This is a genomic window from Thermosulfurimonas marina (assembly GCF_012317585.1).
GTDB lineage: Bacteria > Desulfobacterota > Thermodesulfobacteria > Thermodesulfobacteriales > Thermodesulfobacteriaceae > Thermosulfurimonas_A > Thermosulfurimonas_A marina.
The window spans coordinates 1,244,572-1,259,345 of record NZ_CP042909.1 but is presented as its reverse complement, the minus strand read 5'-3'; the positions used below and the strand labels follow the sequence as shown (position 1 = coordinate 1,259,345).

General features: G+C 61.8%; 16 protein-coding genes. 3 read left to right on the top strand and 13 right to left on the bottom strand.

Translation table 11 applies throughout. The features are described 5' to 3' along the window. The 6 genes from acpP to FVE67_RS06530 form a co-directional block, all read right to left on the bottom strand. Complete coding sequence (gene acpP / locus FVE67_RS06555; protein ID WP_168719827.1) at positions 1–237, bottom strand: acyl carrier protein; 237 nt, start codon at positions 235–237, stop codon at positions 1–3. Between the two features lie 80 nt (positions 238–317). Beyond that, positions 318–1,058, bottom strand: coding sequence for a 3-oxoacyl-[acyl-carrier-protein] reductase (fabG, locus tag FVE67_RS06550; RefSeq protein WP_168719826.1), 741 nt, complete (start codon positions 1,056–1,058; stop codon positions 318–320). Beyond that, complete coding sequence (locus FVE67_RS06545) at positions 1,042–2,046, bottom strand: electron transfer flavoprotein subunit alpha/FixB family protein (protein ID WP_168719825.1); 1,005 nt, start codon at positions 2,044–2,046, stop codon at positions 1,042–1,044. The genes fabG and FVE67_RS06545 overlap by 17 nt, the downstream gene beginning before the upstream one ends. Positions 2,047–2,072: 26 nt before the next feature. After that, on the bottom strand, positions 2,073–2,855 hold the full coding sequence (locus FVE67_RS06540; protein ID WP_168719824.1) for an electron transfer flavoprotein subunit beta/FixA family protein: 783 nt from the start codon (positions 2,853–2,855) through the stop codon (positions 2,073–2,075). A 60-nt stretch (positions 2,856–2,915) separates the two neighbouring features. After that, positions 2,916–3,425 carry a nucleotidyltransferase family protein gene (locus tag FVE67_RS06535; RefSeq protein WP_168719823.1) on the bottom strand — a complete coding sequence of 170 codons (510 nt, stop codon included), beginning with the start codon at positions 3,423–3,425 and terminating at the stop codon, positions 2,916–2,918. Beyond that, complete coding sequence (locus FVE67_RS06530; RefSeq protein WP_168720351.1) at positions 3,422–4,576, bottom strand: acyl-CoA dehydrogenase family protein; 1,155 nt, start codon at positions 4,574–4,576, stop codon at positions 3,422–3,424. The genes FVE67_RS06535 and FVE67_RS06530 overlap by 4 nt, the downstream gene beginning before the upstream one ends. Before the next feature lie 48 nt (positions 4,577–4,624). On the opposite strand from FVE67_RS06530, the gene FVE67_RS06525 reads away from it, so the two are divergent. Both FVE67_RS06525 and FVE67_RS06520 read left to right on the top strand, forming a co-directional pair. After that, complete coding sequence (locus FVE67_RS06525; RefSeq protein WP_168719822.1) at positions 4,625–5,506, top strand: TSUP family transporter; 882 nt, start codon at positions 4,625–4,627, stop codon at positions 5,504–5,506. 33 nt (positions 5,507–5,539) lie between these two features. Next, positions 5,540–6,784: a class II fructose-bisphosphate aldolase gene (locus FVE67_RS06520; RefSeq protein WP_246167858.1), complete on the top strand. Its 1,245-nt coding sequence runs from the start codon at positions 5,540–5,542 to the stop codon at positions 6,782–6,784. Here FVE67_RS06520 and FVE67_RS06515 read toward each other — a convergent pair. Both FVE67_RS06515 and FVE67_RS06510 read right to left on the bottom strand, forming a co-directional pair. Beyond that, positions 6,781–8,127, bottom strand: a complete 1,347-nt coding sequence (locus FVE67_RS06515; protein ID WP_168719820.1) for an ATP-dependent 6-phosphofructokinase — start codon at positions 8,125–8,127, stop codon at positions 6,781–6,783. The genes FVE67_RS06520 and FVE67_RS06515 overlap by 4 nt on opposite strands. A 3-nt stretch (positions 8,128–8,130) precedes the next feature. Beyond that, positions 8,131–9,033: a TIGR01777 family oxidoreductase gene (locus FVE67_RS06510; RefSeq protein WP_210534572.1), complete on the bottom strand. Its 903-nt coding sequence runs from the start codon at positions 9,031–9,033 to the stop codon at positions 8,131–8,133. A 55-nt stretch (positions 9,034–9,088) separates the two neighbouring features. On the opposite strand from FVE67_RS06510, the gene FVE67_RS06505 reads away from it, so the two are divergent. Then, positions 9,089–10,144: a permease gene (locus FVE67_RS06505; protein ID WP_168719819.1), complete on the top strand. Its 1,056-nt coding sequence runs from the start codon at positions 9,089–9,091 to the stop codon at positions 10,142–10,144. Here FVE67_RS06505 and FVE67_RS06500 read toward each other — a convergent pair. The 5 genes from FVE67_RS06500 to FVE67_RS06480 are packed head-to-tail and all read right to left on the bottom strand — an operon-like array spanning position 10,141 to position 14,712. Continuing rightward, complete coding sequence (locus tag FVE67_RS06500; protein ID WP_168719818.1) at positions 10,141–11,307, bottom strand: RNA ligase; 1,167 nt, start codon at positions 11,305–11,307, stop codon at positions 10,141–10,143. The genes FVE67_RS06505 and FVE67_RS06500 overlap by 4 nt on opposite strands. Next, complete coding sequence (gene rtcA / locus FVE67_RS06495; protein WP_168719817.1) at positions 11,288–12,328, bottom strand: RNA 3'-terminal phosphate cyclase; 1,041 nt, start codon at positions 12,326–12,328, stop codon at positions 11,288–11,290. The genes FVE67_RS06500 and rtcA overlap by 20 nt, the downstream gene beginning before the upstream one ends. A 1-nt stretch (position 12,329) precedes the next feature. Next, complete coding sequence (locus FVE67_RS06490) at positions 12,330–13,283, bottom strand: oligopeptide/dipeptide ABC transporter ATP-binding protein (protein ID WP_246167856.1); 954 nt, start codon at positions 13,281–13,283, stop codon at positions 12,330–12,332. Beyond that, positions 13,268–14,218 carry an ABC transporter ATP-binding protein gene (locus tag FVE67_RS06485; RefSeq protein ID WP_168719816.1) on the bottom strand — a complete coding sequence of 317 codons (951 nt, stop codon included), beginning with the start codon at positions 14,216–14,218 and terminating at the stop codon, positions 13,268–13,270. Before FVE67_RS06485 ends, FVE67_RS06490 begins: the two co-directional genes overlap by 16 nt. Before the next feature lie 8 nt (positions 14,219–14,226). Beyond that, positions 14,227–14,712 (bottom strand): FKBP-type peptidyl-prolyl cis-trans isomerase, encoded by a 486-nt coding sequence (locus tag FVE67_RS06480; protein ID WP_168719815.1) that lies wholly within the window; start codon positions 14,710–14,712, stop codon positions 14,227–14,229. Positions 14,713–14,774 lie beyond the last annotated feature (62 nt).

Below are 14,774 nucleotides of genomic sequence, written 5' to 3'. Positions count from 1 at the left end.
TTATCCCTGGGCGTGCTCTTTCACGTAGTTTAACACGTCTCCCACCGTGCGCAGTTTCTCGGCCTCCTCGTCGGAGATCTCCATCCCGAACTCTTCCTCCATGGCCATGACCAGCTCCACCAGGTCCAGGGAGTCCGCTCCCAGATCATCCACGAAAGAGGCCTCGGGCTTGAGCTGGTCTTTGGAGACGTTGAGCTTTTCGGCGATGATCTCCAGCACCTTTTCCTCCACCGACATGCGACACCTCCTTTTCCGTCCAAAATTTGGCTTGCTTTTAGCTTACTCTTCCGAAATTTTCAAGGCGGAAAGGCCTTTGTCTACCAGAGCCCTCCATTCACGTGAATAACCGTGCCCGTAATGTAGGCCGCCTTTTCCGAGGCCAGAAAGACTACGGCATAGGCCACCTCCTCCGGGGTGCCGGGTCTTCCCAGGGGGACCCGGGAAAGGAGGGCCTCGCGGACCTTCTCCGGAAGGGCCGCGGTCATGTCCGTCTCGATAAACCCCGGGGCCACCACGTTCACTGTAATCCCTCGGGTAGCTACCTCCAGGGCCAGGGAGCGGCTAAACCCTACCAGCCCGGCCTTGGAGGCCGCATAGTTGGTCTGGCCCGGATTTCCGGAAAAGGCCACCACCGAGGAAACATTGATGATCCTACCCCAGCGGCGCTTCATCATTCCCGGGAGTACGGCCTTGGTGACCAGGAAGGCCCCCTTGAGATTTACCGAAAGGACCCGCTCCCAGTCCTCCTCCTTGAGCCGCATACAAAGACCGTCCCGGGTGATCCCGGCGTTATTGACCAGGATGTCGATTTTTCCCAAGGCCTCCTCCACCTCCTTTACCCCCTGGGATACGGCCTCGGGGTCGGCCACATCGAATTTCACCGCCAGGGCTTGCCCTCCCAGGGCCTCGATCTCCCGGACTACCTCCTGGGCCGGCCCTTCGGAGGCCGCATAATTTACAGCCACCTGGGCCCCGGAGCGGGCCAGCTCCAGGGCCACGGCCCGGCCGATCCCCCGCGAGGCCCCGGTCACCAGGGCCACTTTACCCTTGAGCTCCATGGAACCCTCCTTTTACCTCGCGCACTCTCTGGATGAGAAGCGGAAGGATGCGGGTGGCGTCTCCCACCACCGCGATGTCCGCCCGCTTCATGAGGGGGGCCTCCGGGTCGAGGTTCACCGCCACCACCACCTCCGAGCCCTCCATGCCCACGGTGTGCTGCAGGGCCCCGGAGATCCCGAAACCCAAGTAAAGCTTAGGGGCCACGGTCTCGCCGGAGACCCCGATCATGTGTTCCTCGGAGACCCATCCCAGGTGACAGACGGGCCGGGTAGCCCCCACCGCCCCTTCCAGGAGTTCCGCCAGATCAAAGAGTTTTTCGAAGTTTTCTTTGGTAAGGAGGCCCCGGCCCCCGGCCACCACCACCCGGGCCCCGGAAAGAGGACTTTCCCGGCGCGGAAGACCTTTGATCTTCCTCCGGCGCACTCGGGCCCGGGGCACCCCGGAGAGCTTGACCTCCTCCACCACCCCCTCGGGGGTTTCTATCCTTTCGGCCTTGCGGAAAACCCCGGGACGCACCGTGGCCATCTGGGGCCGGGTGCGGGAGACAATGCGGGCCATGACCGTCTCCCCGAAAGAGGGCCTCACCTGCACAAAACGCCCTTCTTCGTCCACTTCAAAGGCCGTACAGTGGGCCGTAAGTCCCAGATGTAAAAGACCGGCAAGCCGCGGGGCCAGGGCCTGCCCCTCGGCCGTGGCCCCAAAAAGAAAGACCTCCGGGGCCCTCTCCCGCACCTCTCCGGCCAGGACCTCCGCGTAGACCTCGTCCCGAAAGTCCGCAAGCTCCGGATGCACCAAAAGGAGTACCCGCTGGGCCCCGTAGGCGATCAACTCCTCGGCCACCTCCCGCACCCCCTCGTCCCCCAGGACCACCACGGTCACTTCCAGTGAAAGACGAGGGGCAAACTTCCGGGCCACGGAAAGGAGTTCATAGACCACCGGATGAAAACCCTGCTTCTCTCGCTGCCCGTAGATCCAGAAACCGCTCATGGGATTCCCTCCCTGCCTTTTAGGCCTTAAATAAGACCCCGCTCGCGGAGAAGAGATACCAGTTGGTCCACCACCTCTTCCGGCTCCCCGGAAAGTACGAGGCGCTCCTTTTCGGTCTCTGGGCTAAAGACCGAAAGGACCTGGGTGGGGGAGCCGGAAAGGCCTAACTTCTCAGGGTCACAGCCCAGGGCCTCGGCGGAAAACACCCGGGGTTCACGTTCTCTTACCGCAAGCAGGCGTTTCAAAGAAGGGGGTCGCAGAGACACCGTCTCGGGCTCCACGGTGAGGACCGCCGGCCCCGAAAACTCCACTTCTTCCAGATATCCGTCAAGGAGCCTTTCGGCCACGAAAAGATCCCCCTCGCGGAAGATCCGGGTCACTTGGGTGAGGCTCGGAAGTCCCAGCCAGGCCGCAGTCTCCGGCCCCACCTGGGCCGTCTCCCCGTCCACCGAGGCCTTGCCCATGAGGACCAGATCAAAGGGCTCCAGTTTGCGCAGGCCCTGGGAGAGGGCGTAACTGGTGGCCAGGGTGTCCGAGCCGGCAAAGGCTCGATCCGAAAGGAGGACCATCTCGTCGGCCCCCAGGGTGAAGGCCTCCCTCAAAAGGGGCGCGGCATTGGGAGGACCCATCATCAGGGCCGAGACCTTTCCTCCATAGCGTTCCCGGAGTTCCACCGCCATCTCCAGGGCGTAAAGGTCCGGGGGATTGAGGATGAGCTCCGCGGATTCCCGACGCAGGGTGTGGGTCTCCGGGTCCACCCGGACCGTTCCGGGCTTGGGGACCGGTTTGACACAGACGATCAGATGCATAGGGCCTCCTTGACTAGGGTATAAATTTCCCGGGCCCAGGAAAGGGCCTCCTCCGCCTCCTCACGCGTATATTCCTCCAAAGGGATCCAATCCTCGGCTCCATAAAAGGCTTCTTTCAACCTTTAATCCTCCAGTAAACTTGGCCCTGGCCGGAATATCTTTTAATTTCCCCCGATTGAGGCTTTCCCGAAGTTCTTTTAGCCAACCTTCAAGAAGCCCCTCCGGATCGTAGAGGACCTTCCCACCCTCAAGAAGGGCTAATCCTAGAGAGCGGGCCTTCCTTAAGTCCTTCGGGGCTAAAATTTGAGGATAAAAGAAAAAACCGTATTTTTCTTCGAGTTTTTCTCCTAAATATCTTTCAAAATCTTCAAGTTCCTTGCGCAATGTTTTTCTAGTCTCTATCAAAATCAAAAGATCGATGTCGGAATAGATTCCCAGAGTACCCTTTACCACGGATCCGAAAAGGGCCGCTCCGCGGAGGTGCTCTCCGTAAAATTCACGAAGATCCTCCACCAGCTCTTTTTCTAAGCGCGCCAGAATTCGCTGGGAGAGGAGGTTAGGTCGAATCATGCTTCCCGATAATATTTGAGGAGCTCGCGGGCCAGGACCTCTCGCTGGATCTCGTTGGTGCCTTCGTAGATCTGAAGACACTTGGCGTCCCGCATGAGTTTTTCCACCCCGTAGTCCCGCATGTAGCCGTAGCCCCCCATCATCTGGACCGCCCTTTCGGCCACCCACATGGCCACGTCGGTGGCAAAGGCCTTAGCCATGGCTGAAGGACCGGAGATTTCCTTGGCCCCGGCATCTATGGTGCGGGCGGCCTGATAGACCAGAGCCCGGGCAGCCTCGATCCGCATGGCCATCTCGGAAAAGGTGTGCCCCACGGCCTGGAAATGATAGACCGGCTGTCCGAACTGCACCCTCCGGCGGGCGTGGTTCAGGGCCCGCTCGAAGGCCCCCTGGGCCAGCCCCACGGCCTGGGCCCCCACCCCCACCCGGGCATAATCTAGGGTGCGCATGGCCACGATAAAGCCCAGGCCCTCCCGCCCCAAAAGCCGTTCCTTCGGGATCCGGCAATCGGTGAAGAAGAGCTCCGTGGTCACTGAGGCCCGAAGGCCCATCTTCTTTTCCTGACGTCCCACGGCAAAGCCCGGATCGCCCTTTTCCACGATGAAGGCACTGGCCCCCCGGGCCCCCTTGCGGGGATCGGTCACGGCAATAATCACGTAAAGGTCAGCGATCCCCCCGTTGGTGATCCATTGCTTGATCCCGTTAAGTACGTAATGATCCCCCTCCCGCACGGCCCGAGTCTTAATGGCCGCGGCATCGCTTCCGGCCTGGGGCTCGGTGAGGGCAAAGGCGCAGAGCTTGCGCCCGGAGGCCACCTCCGGAAGATAGCGGGCCTTCTGCTCCTTGGTCCCGAAAAGGAGGATGGGATAGGCCCCGAGAAAGCTGGCCGCATAGGTGGTGGCCACCCCAGGACAGTATCGGGAAAGGTGTTCCACCGCCAGGCAGAGGGCCAGGGTCCCCCAGCCCAGTCCCCCGTATTCCTCGGGGATGACCAGGCCGAAGAGATCGGCCTGGGCCAGGGCCCGAATGGGGGCGGGATCGTAGGCCTCTTCCTCGTCCCAGCGGAGGGCGTGAGGGGCGATGTAGTCCCGCCCGATGCGGTTTACCAACTCCACTAAAAGCTTTTCCTCTTCCGATAGAAAATAATTCAACATGCGGGCCTCCCTTTACGGCCTGTGTCCTATACCATATAAAAAAACATGGACTTTTTAAAGGTGACCTTCCCGGTCTCGGGGGTAACCACCTGGGTCTTTCTTCCCCCACTTGTGGGTTTCACTCTGGCCTTCTTCGGGGTCATGGGTGGGGTCACCGGGGCCTTTCTTCTGCTTCCCTTTCAGTTTTCGGTCCTGGGCTACACCACCCCCGGGGTCTCGGCCACCAATCTCCTTTATAACCTCTTTACCATACCCCCGGCCCTCTGGCGCTACCGGCGTCAGGGGCGCTTCCCCCGCACCCTCACCCTGGCCATGCTTCTCACCTTGATCCCGGGAATGTTTGCGGGCTACCTCCTGCGGATCTCTCTTCTTTCCTCTCCGGGCCGTTTCCGCTACCTGGTGGGGCTGGTCCTCCTCTACCTCAGCCTGCGGCTTTTGGGGGACCTCCGTCGGCAGACCCGCCCCCGTCCTGCAAAAGGAGACACCCTCTCCGAGGGGGTTTTTTCCTTGCGGGAGATCCGTCTCTTTTTCGGAGGGGAGGTCTATCGGGTCCCGGGCCCCCCGCTTCTCCTTTTGAGCCTTCTCGTAGGCCTGGTAGGCGGGGCTTACGGGATCGGAGGCGGGGCCATTCTCTCCCCTTTTCTGGTAGCGGTCCTGAGACTGCCCATATACATAACCGCCGGGGGCACCCTGGCCACCACCTTCGTGGGCTCTCTGGCCGGAGTCCTCTTTTATTCCTTCGGGCCCGGAGCCGGACCGCAGACCCGCCCGGATCTTCTGCTGGCCGCCCTTTTGGGCCTGGGGGGCCTTATCGGAGGCTGGTTCGGGGCCCGACTCCAGCCTCGCATCCCCGAACGTCTCATCAAGGCCGGGCTCTTTCTGGCCACCCTCCTGGTGGCCCTAAAGTATCTTCTGTGGCATAAATGATTTATGGAGCCCATTCGGGAAAGGAGAAAAAAGATGGACGAAAGGAAAACCCTGGACCAGGAAGTTTATCAGGCAGTCTTTGCCGAGGGAGAAGAAAAGGCGAGCCGGCTTAGGGCCGTAAGAGAAAAGTCCGAAGCCCTGGGAGCGCGCCCGGCCTCCATCTACCCCCTCTATCGGGAAATGGCTCGGGAATTCCCGGGCTTCACCGTCCCGGCCATAAACCTCCGGGGAATGACCTACGACGTAGCCCGGGCCCTTTTCCGGACCGCCAAGAGGCTTTCCGTAGGAGCGGTCATCCTGGAGATCGCCCGCTCGGAGATGGGCTATACCCGCCAGCGGCCTCTGGAGTACGCTGCGGTGGTGCTTGCGGCGGCGGCTCGGGAGGAATTTCCCGGACCGGTCTTTATTCAGGGGGACCACTTTCAGGCCAACCGCAAGGCCTTCCTGGCCCACCCCGAGGCCGAAAAACGGGCCTTAAAAGACCTCATCCGGGAGGCCCTTTCTGCGGGCTTCTATAATATCGACATCGACGCCTCCACCCTGGTGGACCTCTCTAAGGAGACCCTGGAGGAACAACAGCGCCCCAACTATGAACTTACCGCAGAACTGGCCACCTACGTGCGTTCCCTGGAGCCCGAAGGGATTACCGTAAACCTCGGCGGAGAGATCGGGGAGATCGGCGGACACAACAGCACCCCGGAGGAGTTGCGGGCCTTTATGGAGGGCTTCAACCGGGCCTTTTCCGCCGGGCCGGGTCTTTCCAAGATCAGCGTGCAGACCGGCTCGAGCCACGGAGGGGTGGTTCTTCCCGACGGTTCGGTGGCCAAGGTACAGATAGACTTCGAGACCCTGCGGGTGCTTTCCGAGATCGCCCGTCGGGAATACGGCCTGGCTGGAGCCGTCCAACACGGGGCCTCCACCCTTCCCGAGGAGTATTTTCATGTATTCCCGGAGGTGGGTTGTGCGGAAATTCACCTGGCCACAGGCTTTCAGAACCTCATCTTCGATCACCCGGCCCTTCCGGAAGAATTCCGCCAGAAGATTTACCGCTATCTCAAGGAAAATCTCCGGAAGGAGTGGCAGGAAGGCTGGACCGAATCCCAATTCCTCTACAAGACCCGCAAGAAGGCCTTCGGGATCTTCAAACGCGATTGGTGGGATCTTCCCCAAGGGGTAAAAGGGCCCATTCTCGAGACCCTGGAAGAGACCTTCGAAAAGATCTTCCGGGCCCTCCGGGTCACGGAGACCCTGGAGCGGGTGCAGACCCTCTGCGGCTAGTCGTTCCGCAGGCGGCCCTGCCCGGTGGACTCGAGCACCGAGAGCCAGAAGCGGCTACGGGTATTGACCTGTTTGCGCCGTTTGGTGGCCTCCGCCAGAGGAATGTGCACGTAGTGGTGGTTGAGGTAGCTAATCATGAGCCCGGTCTTTCCAGCCATGGCCGCGTGCACGGCATACTGCCCTAGAAAGCCGCAATAGATACGGTCGTCCACCGAGGCGGGCACACTGCGGATGATGTAACTGGGATCGATGTAGCGCACATAGACCTCCAGGCCCCGCTCCTGGAAGTAGGCCTTGATCCGATCCCGCAGGAAGGTCCCGATGTCTCCGAGTTTGATATTGCCTGAGGGATCATATTCCGGCTTTTCGGGCTGGACATATTTCTGGCCTGCGCCCTCGGCCACCACGATTACCGCATGCCGGCGCTCTTTGAGGCGTCTTTCCAGGGCCGCAAGGAGCCCCTGGGGGCCCTCAAGATCGAAATCCTCCTCGGGAATGAGACAGAAATTGACCTCCTTGGTGGCCAAAGTGGCCGCGGCGGCGATAAAACCGGAATAACGCCCCATGACCTTGACCAGACCGATTCCGTTCGGGGCTCCCACAGCCTCGGTGTGGGCGCAGCGGATGGCCTTGCAAGCCTCCTCCACCGCGGTCACAAAGCCAAAGGTCCGGGAGACCAGCCAGATGTCGTTGTCAATGGTCTTGGGGACCCCCACCACGGCGATCTTGAGCCCCCGGCGGGCGATCTCCTCCTTGATCTTGGTGGCGGCCCGAAAGGTCCCGTCGCCCCCGATCATAAAAAGGATATTCACGTTCATACGCTCCAGGGCATCCACGATCTGGTCCACCGGCTGATGGCCCCGCGAGGTTCCCAGAAAGGTCCCCCCCAGCTCGTGGATCTCCGAGACCACCTCCGGGCTGAGCTCCAGCACATCGTGGCCGTAGGCCGGGATGAAGCCCTGCAGTCCGTAACGGATGCCGTAGATGTGCCGCACCCCATAGGAGTGATAGAGGGTGAGGACGATAGAGCGGATCACGTCGTTGATTCCCGGGCAAAGCCCCCCGCAGGTGACGATAGCCGCCCGGCTCTTGGCCGGATCAAAGTAGATGTAAGGCCTGGGGCCGGCAAGTTCCGCCGCAGGGAAAGACCGGCCCTCGGCAAGGGCCTGCCGCAGAAATTCCTCGGAGACCCGCAGACTAATGCGCATCTCGTCGGTCACAAAACAGCCTTCCGGAAGATCCAGGGGATTTTCGATGCGGGCCGGGCCAAGGGTTTCAATCTGGGTATTGATGTCCTCCGGGATCTCTTCGATGAAATCAAAAAGGGAACAGGTGGGCTTCATCTACTACCTCCTTAAAAGATCTTCCAGGGCCTCAAAGAGCCGGGGGAAACGAAAGCGAAAGCCGAGGTCAAGCAGCCTCCGGGGCCGGGCCCGACAACTGGCGGTGAGCACCTGGGCCACCTCCCCGAAAAGCAGGCGTAGGGCCCAGCGGGGGGTAGGCAGAAAGGCCGGACGCCTTAAGACCCGTCCCAAGGTGCGGGCAAAATCCCTCTGGCGCACCACCTCCGGGGCCACAAGATTGAAGGGCCCCCGGGCCTCGGGCCTTTCGGCCAGGAAAAGGAGGGCCTCCACCAGATCGCGCACGTGGATCCAGGGGAACCATTGACGCCCATCCCCGATAGGGCCTCCGAACCCCAGACGAAAGGCCGGAAGCATCTTAAGGAGGGCCCCTCCGTCCGGCCCCAGGACCACGCCAAAACGGCCGACCACCACCCTCAAGCCCCGGAGCTCTCCGGAGAAAGCGGCCTCCTCCCACTCCCGACAGACCCGGGCCAAAAAGTCCTCTCCCGGGGGATGGTCCTCGTCCACCTCCTCCTCTCCGGTATCCCCGTAATAGCCCACCGCCGAGGCATTTACCAGGGTCCCCCCTGGAGGGAGGGTTTCGGCCAGAAGACGCGAGGAAAGGACCCGGGAGTCCCGGATGAGCCTTTTGTATTCCTCGTCCCAGCGACGGAAGATGTTGGCCCCGGTAAGGTTGAAGGCCACCTCGCAGGTCGCGGCTTCCTCCTGCCAGGGGCCGGGCCGCAGGGGATCTCCCAGGACGGCCCGCACCCCCTGGGGAAGACGGGCCACCTTGGCCCGGGAACGCACCAGGGCCCGCACCTCTAAGCCCTTTTCTACCAGGGCCCGCAGGAGATGCCCCCCGATAAAGCCCGTCCCCCCGGCCACAAAGACCCGTTTCATCATCAATAGGGATTATACCAAACTTGGCCCCGGGGGAAGGAAATGATAAATTGACCATATGAGTTCTGAAAAATGGCTTCTCCTCTATCTCTCCCAACTGGGAGGGCTCTTCCTGGAGGCGGCCCCTTATCTCCTTTTGGGCCTCCTTTTGGCCGGACTCCTGCGGGTCTTTGTCTCCGAGGACTGGCTCAGCCGACACTTAGGAGGGCACACCCTAAAGGGAGCCCTGAAGGCCGCCCTCCTGGGGCTTCCGCTTCCCCTCTGTTCCTGCGGGGTTCTGCCGGCAGCGGTAGGGCTTTATCGGGCCGGGGCCGGTCTCCCGGCCACCTTCGCCTTCCTGGTGGCCACTCCCCAGACCAGCGCCGACGCCATCCTCCTGGCCTACGGTCTTCTGGGCGGGGTTTTCGCCCTGGCCTATCCACTTTCGGCCCTGTGGGTGGCCCTGTGGGTGGCCCTTGCGGTGCGCTTTCTGGTGGGGGAAAGCCCCTCCCCTTCCACTCCCCTTGCGGCCTGCGCCTGCTGCGCTGCGGAAACCTCCCATCAACACACCTTTGGAGAAAGGGTCTGGACCTCCCTGCTCTATGCCGTGGAAGAACTTCTGGCGGATCTGTCCCGGCCTCTGGCCGTGGGCTTTCTGCTAGCGGCCCTGGTGGCCCTGATCCTTCCTCCGGGGCTGGCCGAAAGGCTTTCGGCCCACGGATTGGTCTATCCGGCCATGATCCTGGTGGGGCTTCCCCTTTATGTGTGCGCCACCGCCTCCATTCCCCTGGCCTACACCCTCCTCCTTAAGGGCTTCAGCCCCGGGGCGGTGCTGGTCTTTCTGGTGACCGGACCAGCCACTAACCTTACCAGTATCACCGTACTTTCCCGGCTTTTCGGTCTGCGCACGGTGACGCTCTATCTTCTGGCCCTTATCCTGGCGGCCCTCACCGCAGGCCTGGCCCTGGATACCCTTTTCCCCGGCCTTTCGGCCAAGGTCTCTCCTTCCGCCCCGGAGGGTCCGAGCCTTCTGAACACCCTCTCGGCGGCCCTCCTGGCCCTCCTTCTTCTGCGGGAGATCCTCTGGAAACCTCTCTGGAAGGACCGGGAGCCGGGCTGCGCTTGTCAGAGTTAGTCCACCACGGAAAAGCCCTCCAGCTTGTTGCGCCAGAAGGCCGTAGCCCGGGGATAGATCTTCCGAAAGGTCACCTCGAGATACCCTCTCTTCCTTTCCTCGGAAAGGACCTCCACCTTCACCTGAGCGTGTCTAAAATGGGCCAATAGGGCGCGAAAGGCCCTTTCCGTGCGAAAGCGCACCCGAAAGGTCTCGGAAACCGGCTCCCCCTCGGAAATCCTTTCCAAAAACTCGGCCAGGCCCCGAAAGACCCTCCCGGCCAGGGCCCGTTCCTCCTCCGGTCCAAAGTCCCCGAAAAGCTCCCAGCGACTGAGGACATAGCGCACCAGACGGTGGGTGAGGTACTCCGGAGGAACCTCCCCCAAGTAAGGAAAGACCACTCGGAGGTCTTCCAGGTTGGAGATGGGAGTGACATATTTGAGGTAAGGACTTCCGGAGGCCCCTTTGAGGACCACCCCTTCCCGTCCCTCGGCCTCGTAGCGCCGGAGGAGTTCGAGAAGGGGAGAGAGATCCCCGGGCTCGAAGGGCCCGGAGATCTCCGGAGCGGGGAATTGGTAGGCTTCAAAGAGGGCGTACTTCTCCTCCGGGGGAAGGAAGCGGCCCTCAGGAAAACGCAGGAGATCAAAGACAAAAAACCGCACGTCCTCTTTCACATAGGACGGCCATTCTCCCACAAAGGGGTTTCCCGGACCGGCCACCTCACAGCAGACCGCCAGATTCGGATGCTCTTCAAAAAACTCCGGAAGACGGGGCAAAAAATCCGGCCAGCGGTCGGTGGCAAAGGGACAGACGAAGCCCCGCCGGGTCACCGCCAGGATCTCTCCGCCCACCGTAAAAAGCCTCACGTTGTAGCCTTCGATCTTCTCTTCCGCAAAAAAGGGCCCTGCAAAATAGCGGGGCACCCCGCTGGTCAAACGGAAGATGCGGGGGATGTGCGGAAACCCGGGGACCAAAATCTCCTCCCCCAGGACGGTCCCCTCCGGAAATCCCCGAAAATCTCGGCGTAGGCGAAAGAGGTTTTCTTCCACCCCGGCCAGCGGCACCAGCCGGGCGTCGGCCAAGGCGGTCTCCCAGACCTCTAAAGGGAGCTTTTTTAGGGCCGGATTGCGCTCATAGATCCGAGAAAATCGCTCTCGGATCCTTTCAAAACGTTCCGCTTCCATGGACCATGACCTCTCCGGGTTCCCCCTCGGCCCCCTGGATCTCGATCTTTACCTCCGGGAGGAACTGCCGGATGACCCAGGCGTTGGTTAAAAGATGGCGGGTCACCGCCGGGGTGCGGAAACGTGTTAAACCTTTAGCCAGAGCCGCAGGAAGGAGTAACTGATCTGCCAGATATTGATCCACCGAGGAAGCCCTCTCCATGATTTGAAGATAAGGCCCCACCGCCTCCTCGGCCACCTTTTCGGCCGGCTTTCCCCGGGCCCCCAGGGCAAAGACCCCGGCCCTTCGGAAGTCCTCCTGTCCCACTACCCCCACGAAGGTCCCCGGGGAGGCGCTGGGGGCCTTCTCCAGACGAACTTCCACCGAAAGCCCGGCCTCGCGCAAGAGTTTTTCCGCCCGGGACGCCTGGCGCCGCCGGATATGCTCGGGAAGGTCCGCGGTCACAAAAGAAAACACCCGGGTCACTTCGGGGCGCAGGGGAGCTCCGAGGTCCAGTCCCCGGAGTTCTCGGGCCGGGCCGATCTCGGCCAGGATTTCCCCTCCTCCCCGGGGATAAAAACCGTATTTGCGCAGGGTGAGCCTTCCGGAAAGCCCCATGGTCTCCACCAGCGGCCAGAAGACCTCGGCCAAATAATGAAAACAGGGGCTCTGGGGCACATGGGTTCCTCCGCGAAGGATAAGGCGTCCGCCCCCGGCCTGGGCCAGGGGGAGATAGAGGGTCTGAAAGAGGAGGGAGGTAGCCCCGGCGGTTCCAATCTCCAGCGTATAAGCTCCGGGACGGGGGGCTCGGGGACGAAAGACGATCTCCCGGGAGCCCTTTTCCGCCCCCTCCACTTCGGCCCCGGAGAGGCGGGCCGCCCCCAGGACACAGGCCAGGTGCTGGGGACGCAGCCCGGGCCGGGGGCGTCCGGCCCGGATATTCACCAGCCGGAAGGAGCGACCGGTAAGGAGGGAAAGGGTAAGGGCCGTGCGCAGGATCTGTCCCCCGCCCTCTCCGTAAGATCCATCAAGGATAAGCATCCTAGCGCCGATGGCAGGCCACCCGGTGCCCGGGGGTTCGCTCCCGGAGCCTGGGCCTTTCCCGAACACAGAGCTCCTGGACTTCCGGGCAGCGGGGGTGAAAGACGCAACCGCTGGGGCGTTTCAGGAGACTTGGAGGCTCTCCCGGAAGGGGCCTTCCGGGTCGTCCTTCCCCGGGGACTGCGGCCAGCAGGGCCTCGGTATAAGGGTGAAGCCCGGATCCCTTCAAAAAGACCTCCCGCGGGGCCTCCTCCACAATTTCTCCCAGATACATGACCGCCACCCGATGACTCAGATAGAGGACCACCGGAAGATTGTGCGAAATAAAAAGATAACTCATGGGAAAGCGTTGCTGAAGTTCTTTGAGGAGTTCCAGGATCTGGGCCTGTACGGAGACATCCAGGGCCGAGGTGGGTTCATCCAGGACCACCGCTCGAGGCCGGGTGACCAGGGCCCGGGCCAGGGCCACCCGCTGGCGCTGGCCCCCGGAAAGTTGATGGGGAAAGCGGGGAAGAAGATCCTCCTCCAGCCCCACCAGGCGCAACATCTCCGCCGCCCGCTCCCGGGCCTCGGCTTTGCTCACCCCTAGAAGCCTCAAGGGTTCGGTAACCAGATCCTCCACCTTCTTGCGGGGATTGAGAGAGGCGGCCGGATCCTGAAAGACGGCTTGAAGGGCCGGCCGCAAACGTTTCCTTTCCGCACGGGGAAGCTCCCAGTAAGGTTGCCCCAAAAAGTAGAACTCTCCCCGGTCTGGTCTCTCCAGGGCCAGGGCCAGCCGGGCCAGGGTGCTTTTGCCGCAGCCGCTCTCCCCCACCAACCCCAGGACCTCGTTTTCCGAAAGCTCGAGATTGATCCCTCGAAGGACTAATAGTTGGGGCCCTCTTCCCCAGAAACGGCGCAGGCCGTAAGCCTTTTCCACCTCCCGCAGGGCGAGCACGCTCATCTTCGAAGACACCTCACCTTCCGGCCCGGGCTCACCTCCCGAAGCTCCGGATGGATTCTCTCACAGCGGCCCTCCCTTTCTGGACAGCGGGGGGCAAAGCGGCAGCCGGAGGGCCACCTTCCAGGGGAGGGTACCTGTCCCGGTAGGGCCTCAAGGCGCCTCACCCCCAGCCGGGGAAAGGCCGCCAGAAGACCGCGGGTATAAGGATGGAGGGGCTGCTCAAAAAGGGCCTCGCGCGGGGCCTCCTCCACGATTTCTCCGGCATACATTACCGCCACCCGATCCGCCACTTCCCGGATCACCGAAAGATCGTGGGAAATAAAGAGGAGGGCCAGATGGCGCCGAAGGCGCAATTCCCTGAAAAGTTCGAGGATCTGGGCCTGGACCGTGACGTCAAGCGCGGTGGTGGGTTCGTCGGCCACAAGGACTTCCGGCTCTCCGGCCAGGGCCATAGCGATCATGGCCCGCTGGCGCATTCCCCCGGAAAGTTCGTGAGGGTAGTTACCATAGCGGACCTCCGGGTCCGGCAGGCGCACTTCGGCCAGAAGCCGCAGGGCCTCCTCCCGGGCCGCCTCTCCGCGGAGCCCCCGGTGTTCGGAGAGGACCTCCTCAATCTGGTGACCGATGGTGAAGACCGGATTGAGGGCACTCAGGGGTTCTTGAAAGATAAGGGCCAGGTGTCGGCCCCGAAAGCGACGGCGCTCCTCCGGAGCAAGGCTTAAGAGGTCCTGATTTTGAAAAAGGACCCGGCCTTCTAAGGGAATCACTCCCGGGGGAAAAAGGCCTAAACAGGAAAGGCCGGTCAGGGATTTGCCACAGCCGCTTTCCCCCACCAGGCCCAGAATCTCTCCCCGGCCAAGACCGAAATCTACTCCATCTACCAGAACCGGTCCCGACCTGAGGCCCAGCCGCAGACCTTTAACTTGAAGGAGGGGAACCCCCTCCACCCTTAGGCTCAACCCCCGCCGCAGCGCCGGATCTCGGCCGCCAGGATCTCCTGGGCCGTAGCCTCCCGCACGGCCTCAATCCGGATGCGCATAATCACGTTCTTTCCCGCAGCCGGATGGTTAAAGTCGGCTTTTACCCGGTCGCCCTCCACCGCGAGCACTTTGAAAAAGGTCTTCTGACCAAAGGGCCCCTCTTCCTCATAGTAGGCCCCGGGCCTTACCCGCTCCGGGTGTTTCAAGCGAGAAAGGGGGATCTCCTTTACCAGATGGGCCCGATGGGGGCCATAGGCCTCTTCCGGAGGAATGGTGAGGGTGATTTCCTCCTTCTCCCGGGCCCCCTCAATGGCCCGCTCGATCAGGGGCAACACCGGCTCCCGACCAAAGATAAAGGAGGCCTGAAGCGGACGCTTAAACCATTCCGGGGCCTCCTCCCCCTCAATATCTAAAGAATAGGTAAGAGAAACTACCCGATCCGGCCCCACAGTCATTTCCATAGGTTCCTCCTAAAAAACGAATTAAAGTTTATTTAAACCCTTTAGGAGAAGGCCGTCAACTC

Excerpts from the sequence above, each read along its gene's own strand:
- acpP (WP_168719827.1), bottom strand. The coding sequence starts at position 237 with ATGTCGGTGGAGGAAAAGGTGCTGGAGATCATCGCCGAAAAGCTCAAC.
- fabG (WP_168719826.1), bottom strand. The coding sequence starts at position 1,058 with ATGGAGCTCAAGGGTAAAGTGGCCCTGGTGACCGGGGCCTCGCGGGGG.
- FVE67_RS06545 (WP_168719825.1), bottom strand. The coding sequence starts at position 2,046 with ATGAGCGGTTTCTGGATCTACGGGCAGCGAGAGAAGCAGGGTTTTCAT.
- FVE67_RS06540 (WP_168719824.1), bottom strand. The coding sequence starts at position 2,855 with ATGCATCTGATCGTCTGTGTCAAACCGGTCCCCAAGCCCGGAACGGTC.
- FVE67_RS06535 (WP_168719823.1), bottom strand. The coding sequence starts at position 3,425 with ATGATTCGACCTAACCTCCTCTCCCAGCGAATTCTGGCGCGCTTAGAA.
- FVE67_RS06525 (WP_168719822.1), top strand. The coding sequence starts at position 4,625 with ATGGACTTTTTAAAGGTGACCTTCCCGGTCTCGGGGGTAACCACCTGG.
- FVE67_RS06520 (WP_246167858.1), top strand. The coding sequence starts at position 5,540 with ATGGACGAAAGGAAAACCCTGGACCAGGAAGTTTATCAGGCAGTCTTT.
- FVE67_RS06515 (WP_168719820.1), bottom strand. The coding sequence starts at position 8,127 with ATGAAGCCCACCTGTTCCCTTTTTGATTTCATCGAAGAGATCCCGGAG.
- FVE67_RS06510 (WP_210534572.1), bottom strand. The coding sequence starts at position 9,033 with ATGATGAAACGGGTCTTTGTGGCCGGGGGGACGGGCTTTATCGGGGGG.
- FVE67_RS06505 (WP_168719819.1), top strand. The coding sequence starts at position 9,089 with ATGAGTTCTGAAAAATGGCTTCTCCTCTATCTCTCCCAACTGGGAGGG.
- FVE67_RS06500 (WP_168719818.1), bottom strand. The coding sequence starts at position 11,307 with ATGGAAGCGGAACGTTTTGAAAGGATCCGAGAGCGATTTTCTCGGATC.
- rtcA (WP_168719817.1), bottom strand. The coding sequence starts at position 12,328 with ATGCTTATCCTTGATGGATCTTACGGAGAGGGCGGGGGACAGATCCTG.
- FVE67_RS06480 (WP_168719815.1), bottom strand. The coding sequence starts at position 14,712 with ATGGAAATGACTGTGGGGCCGGATCGGGTAGTTTCTCTTACCTATTCT.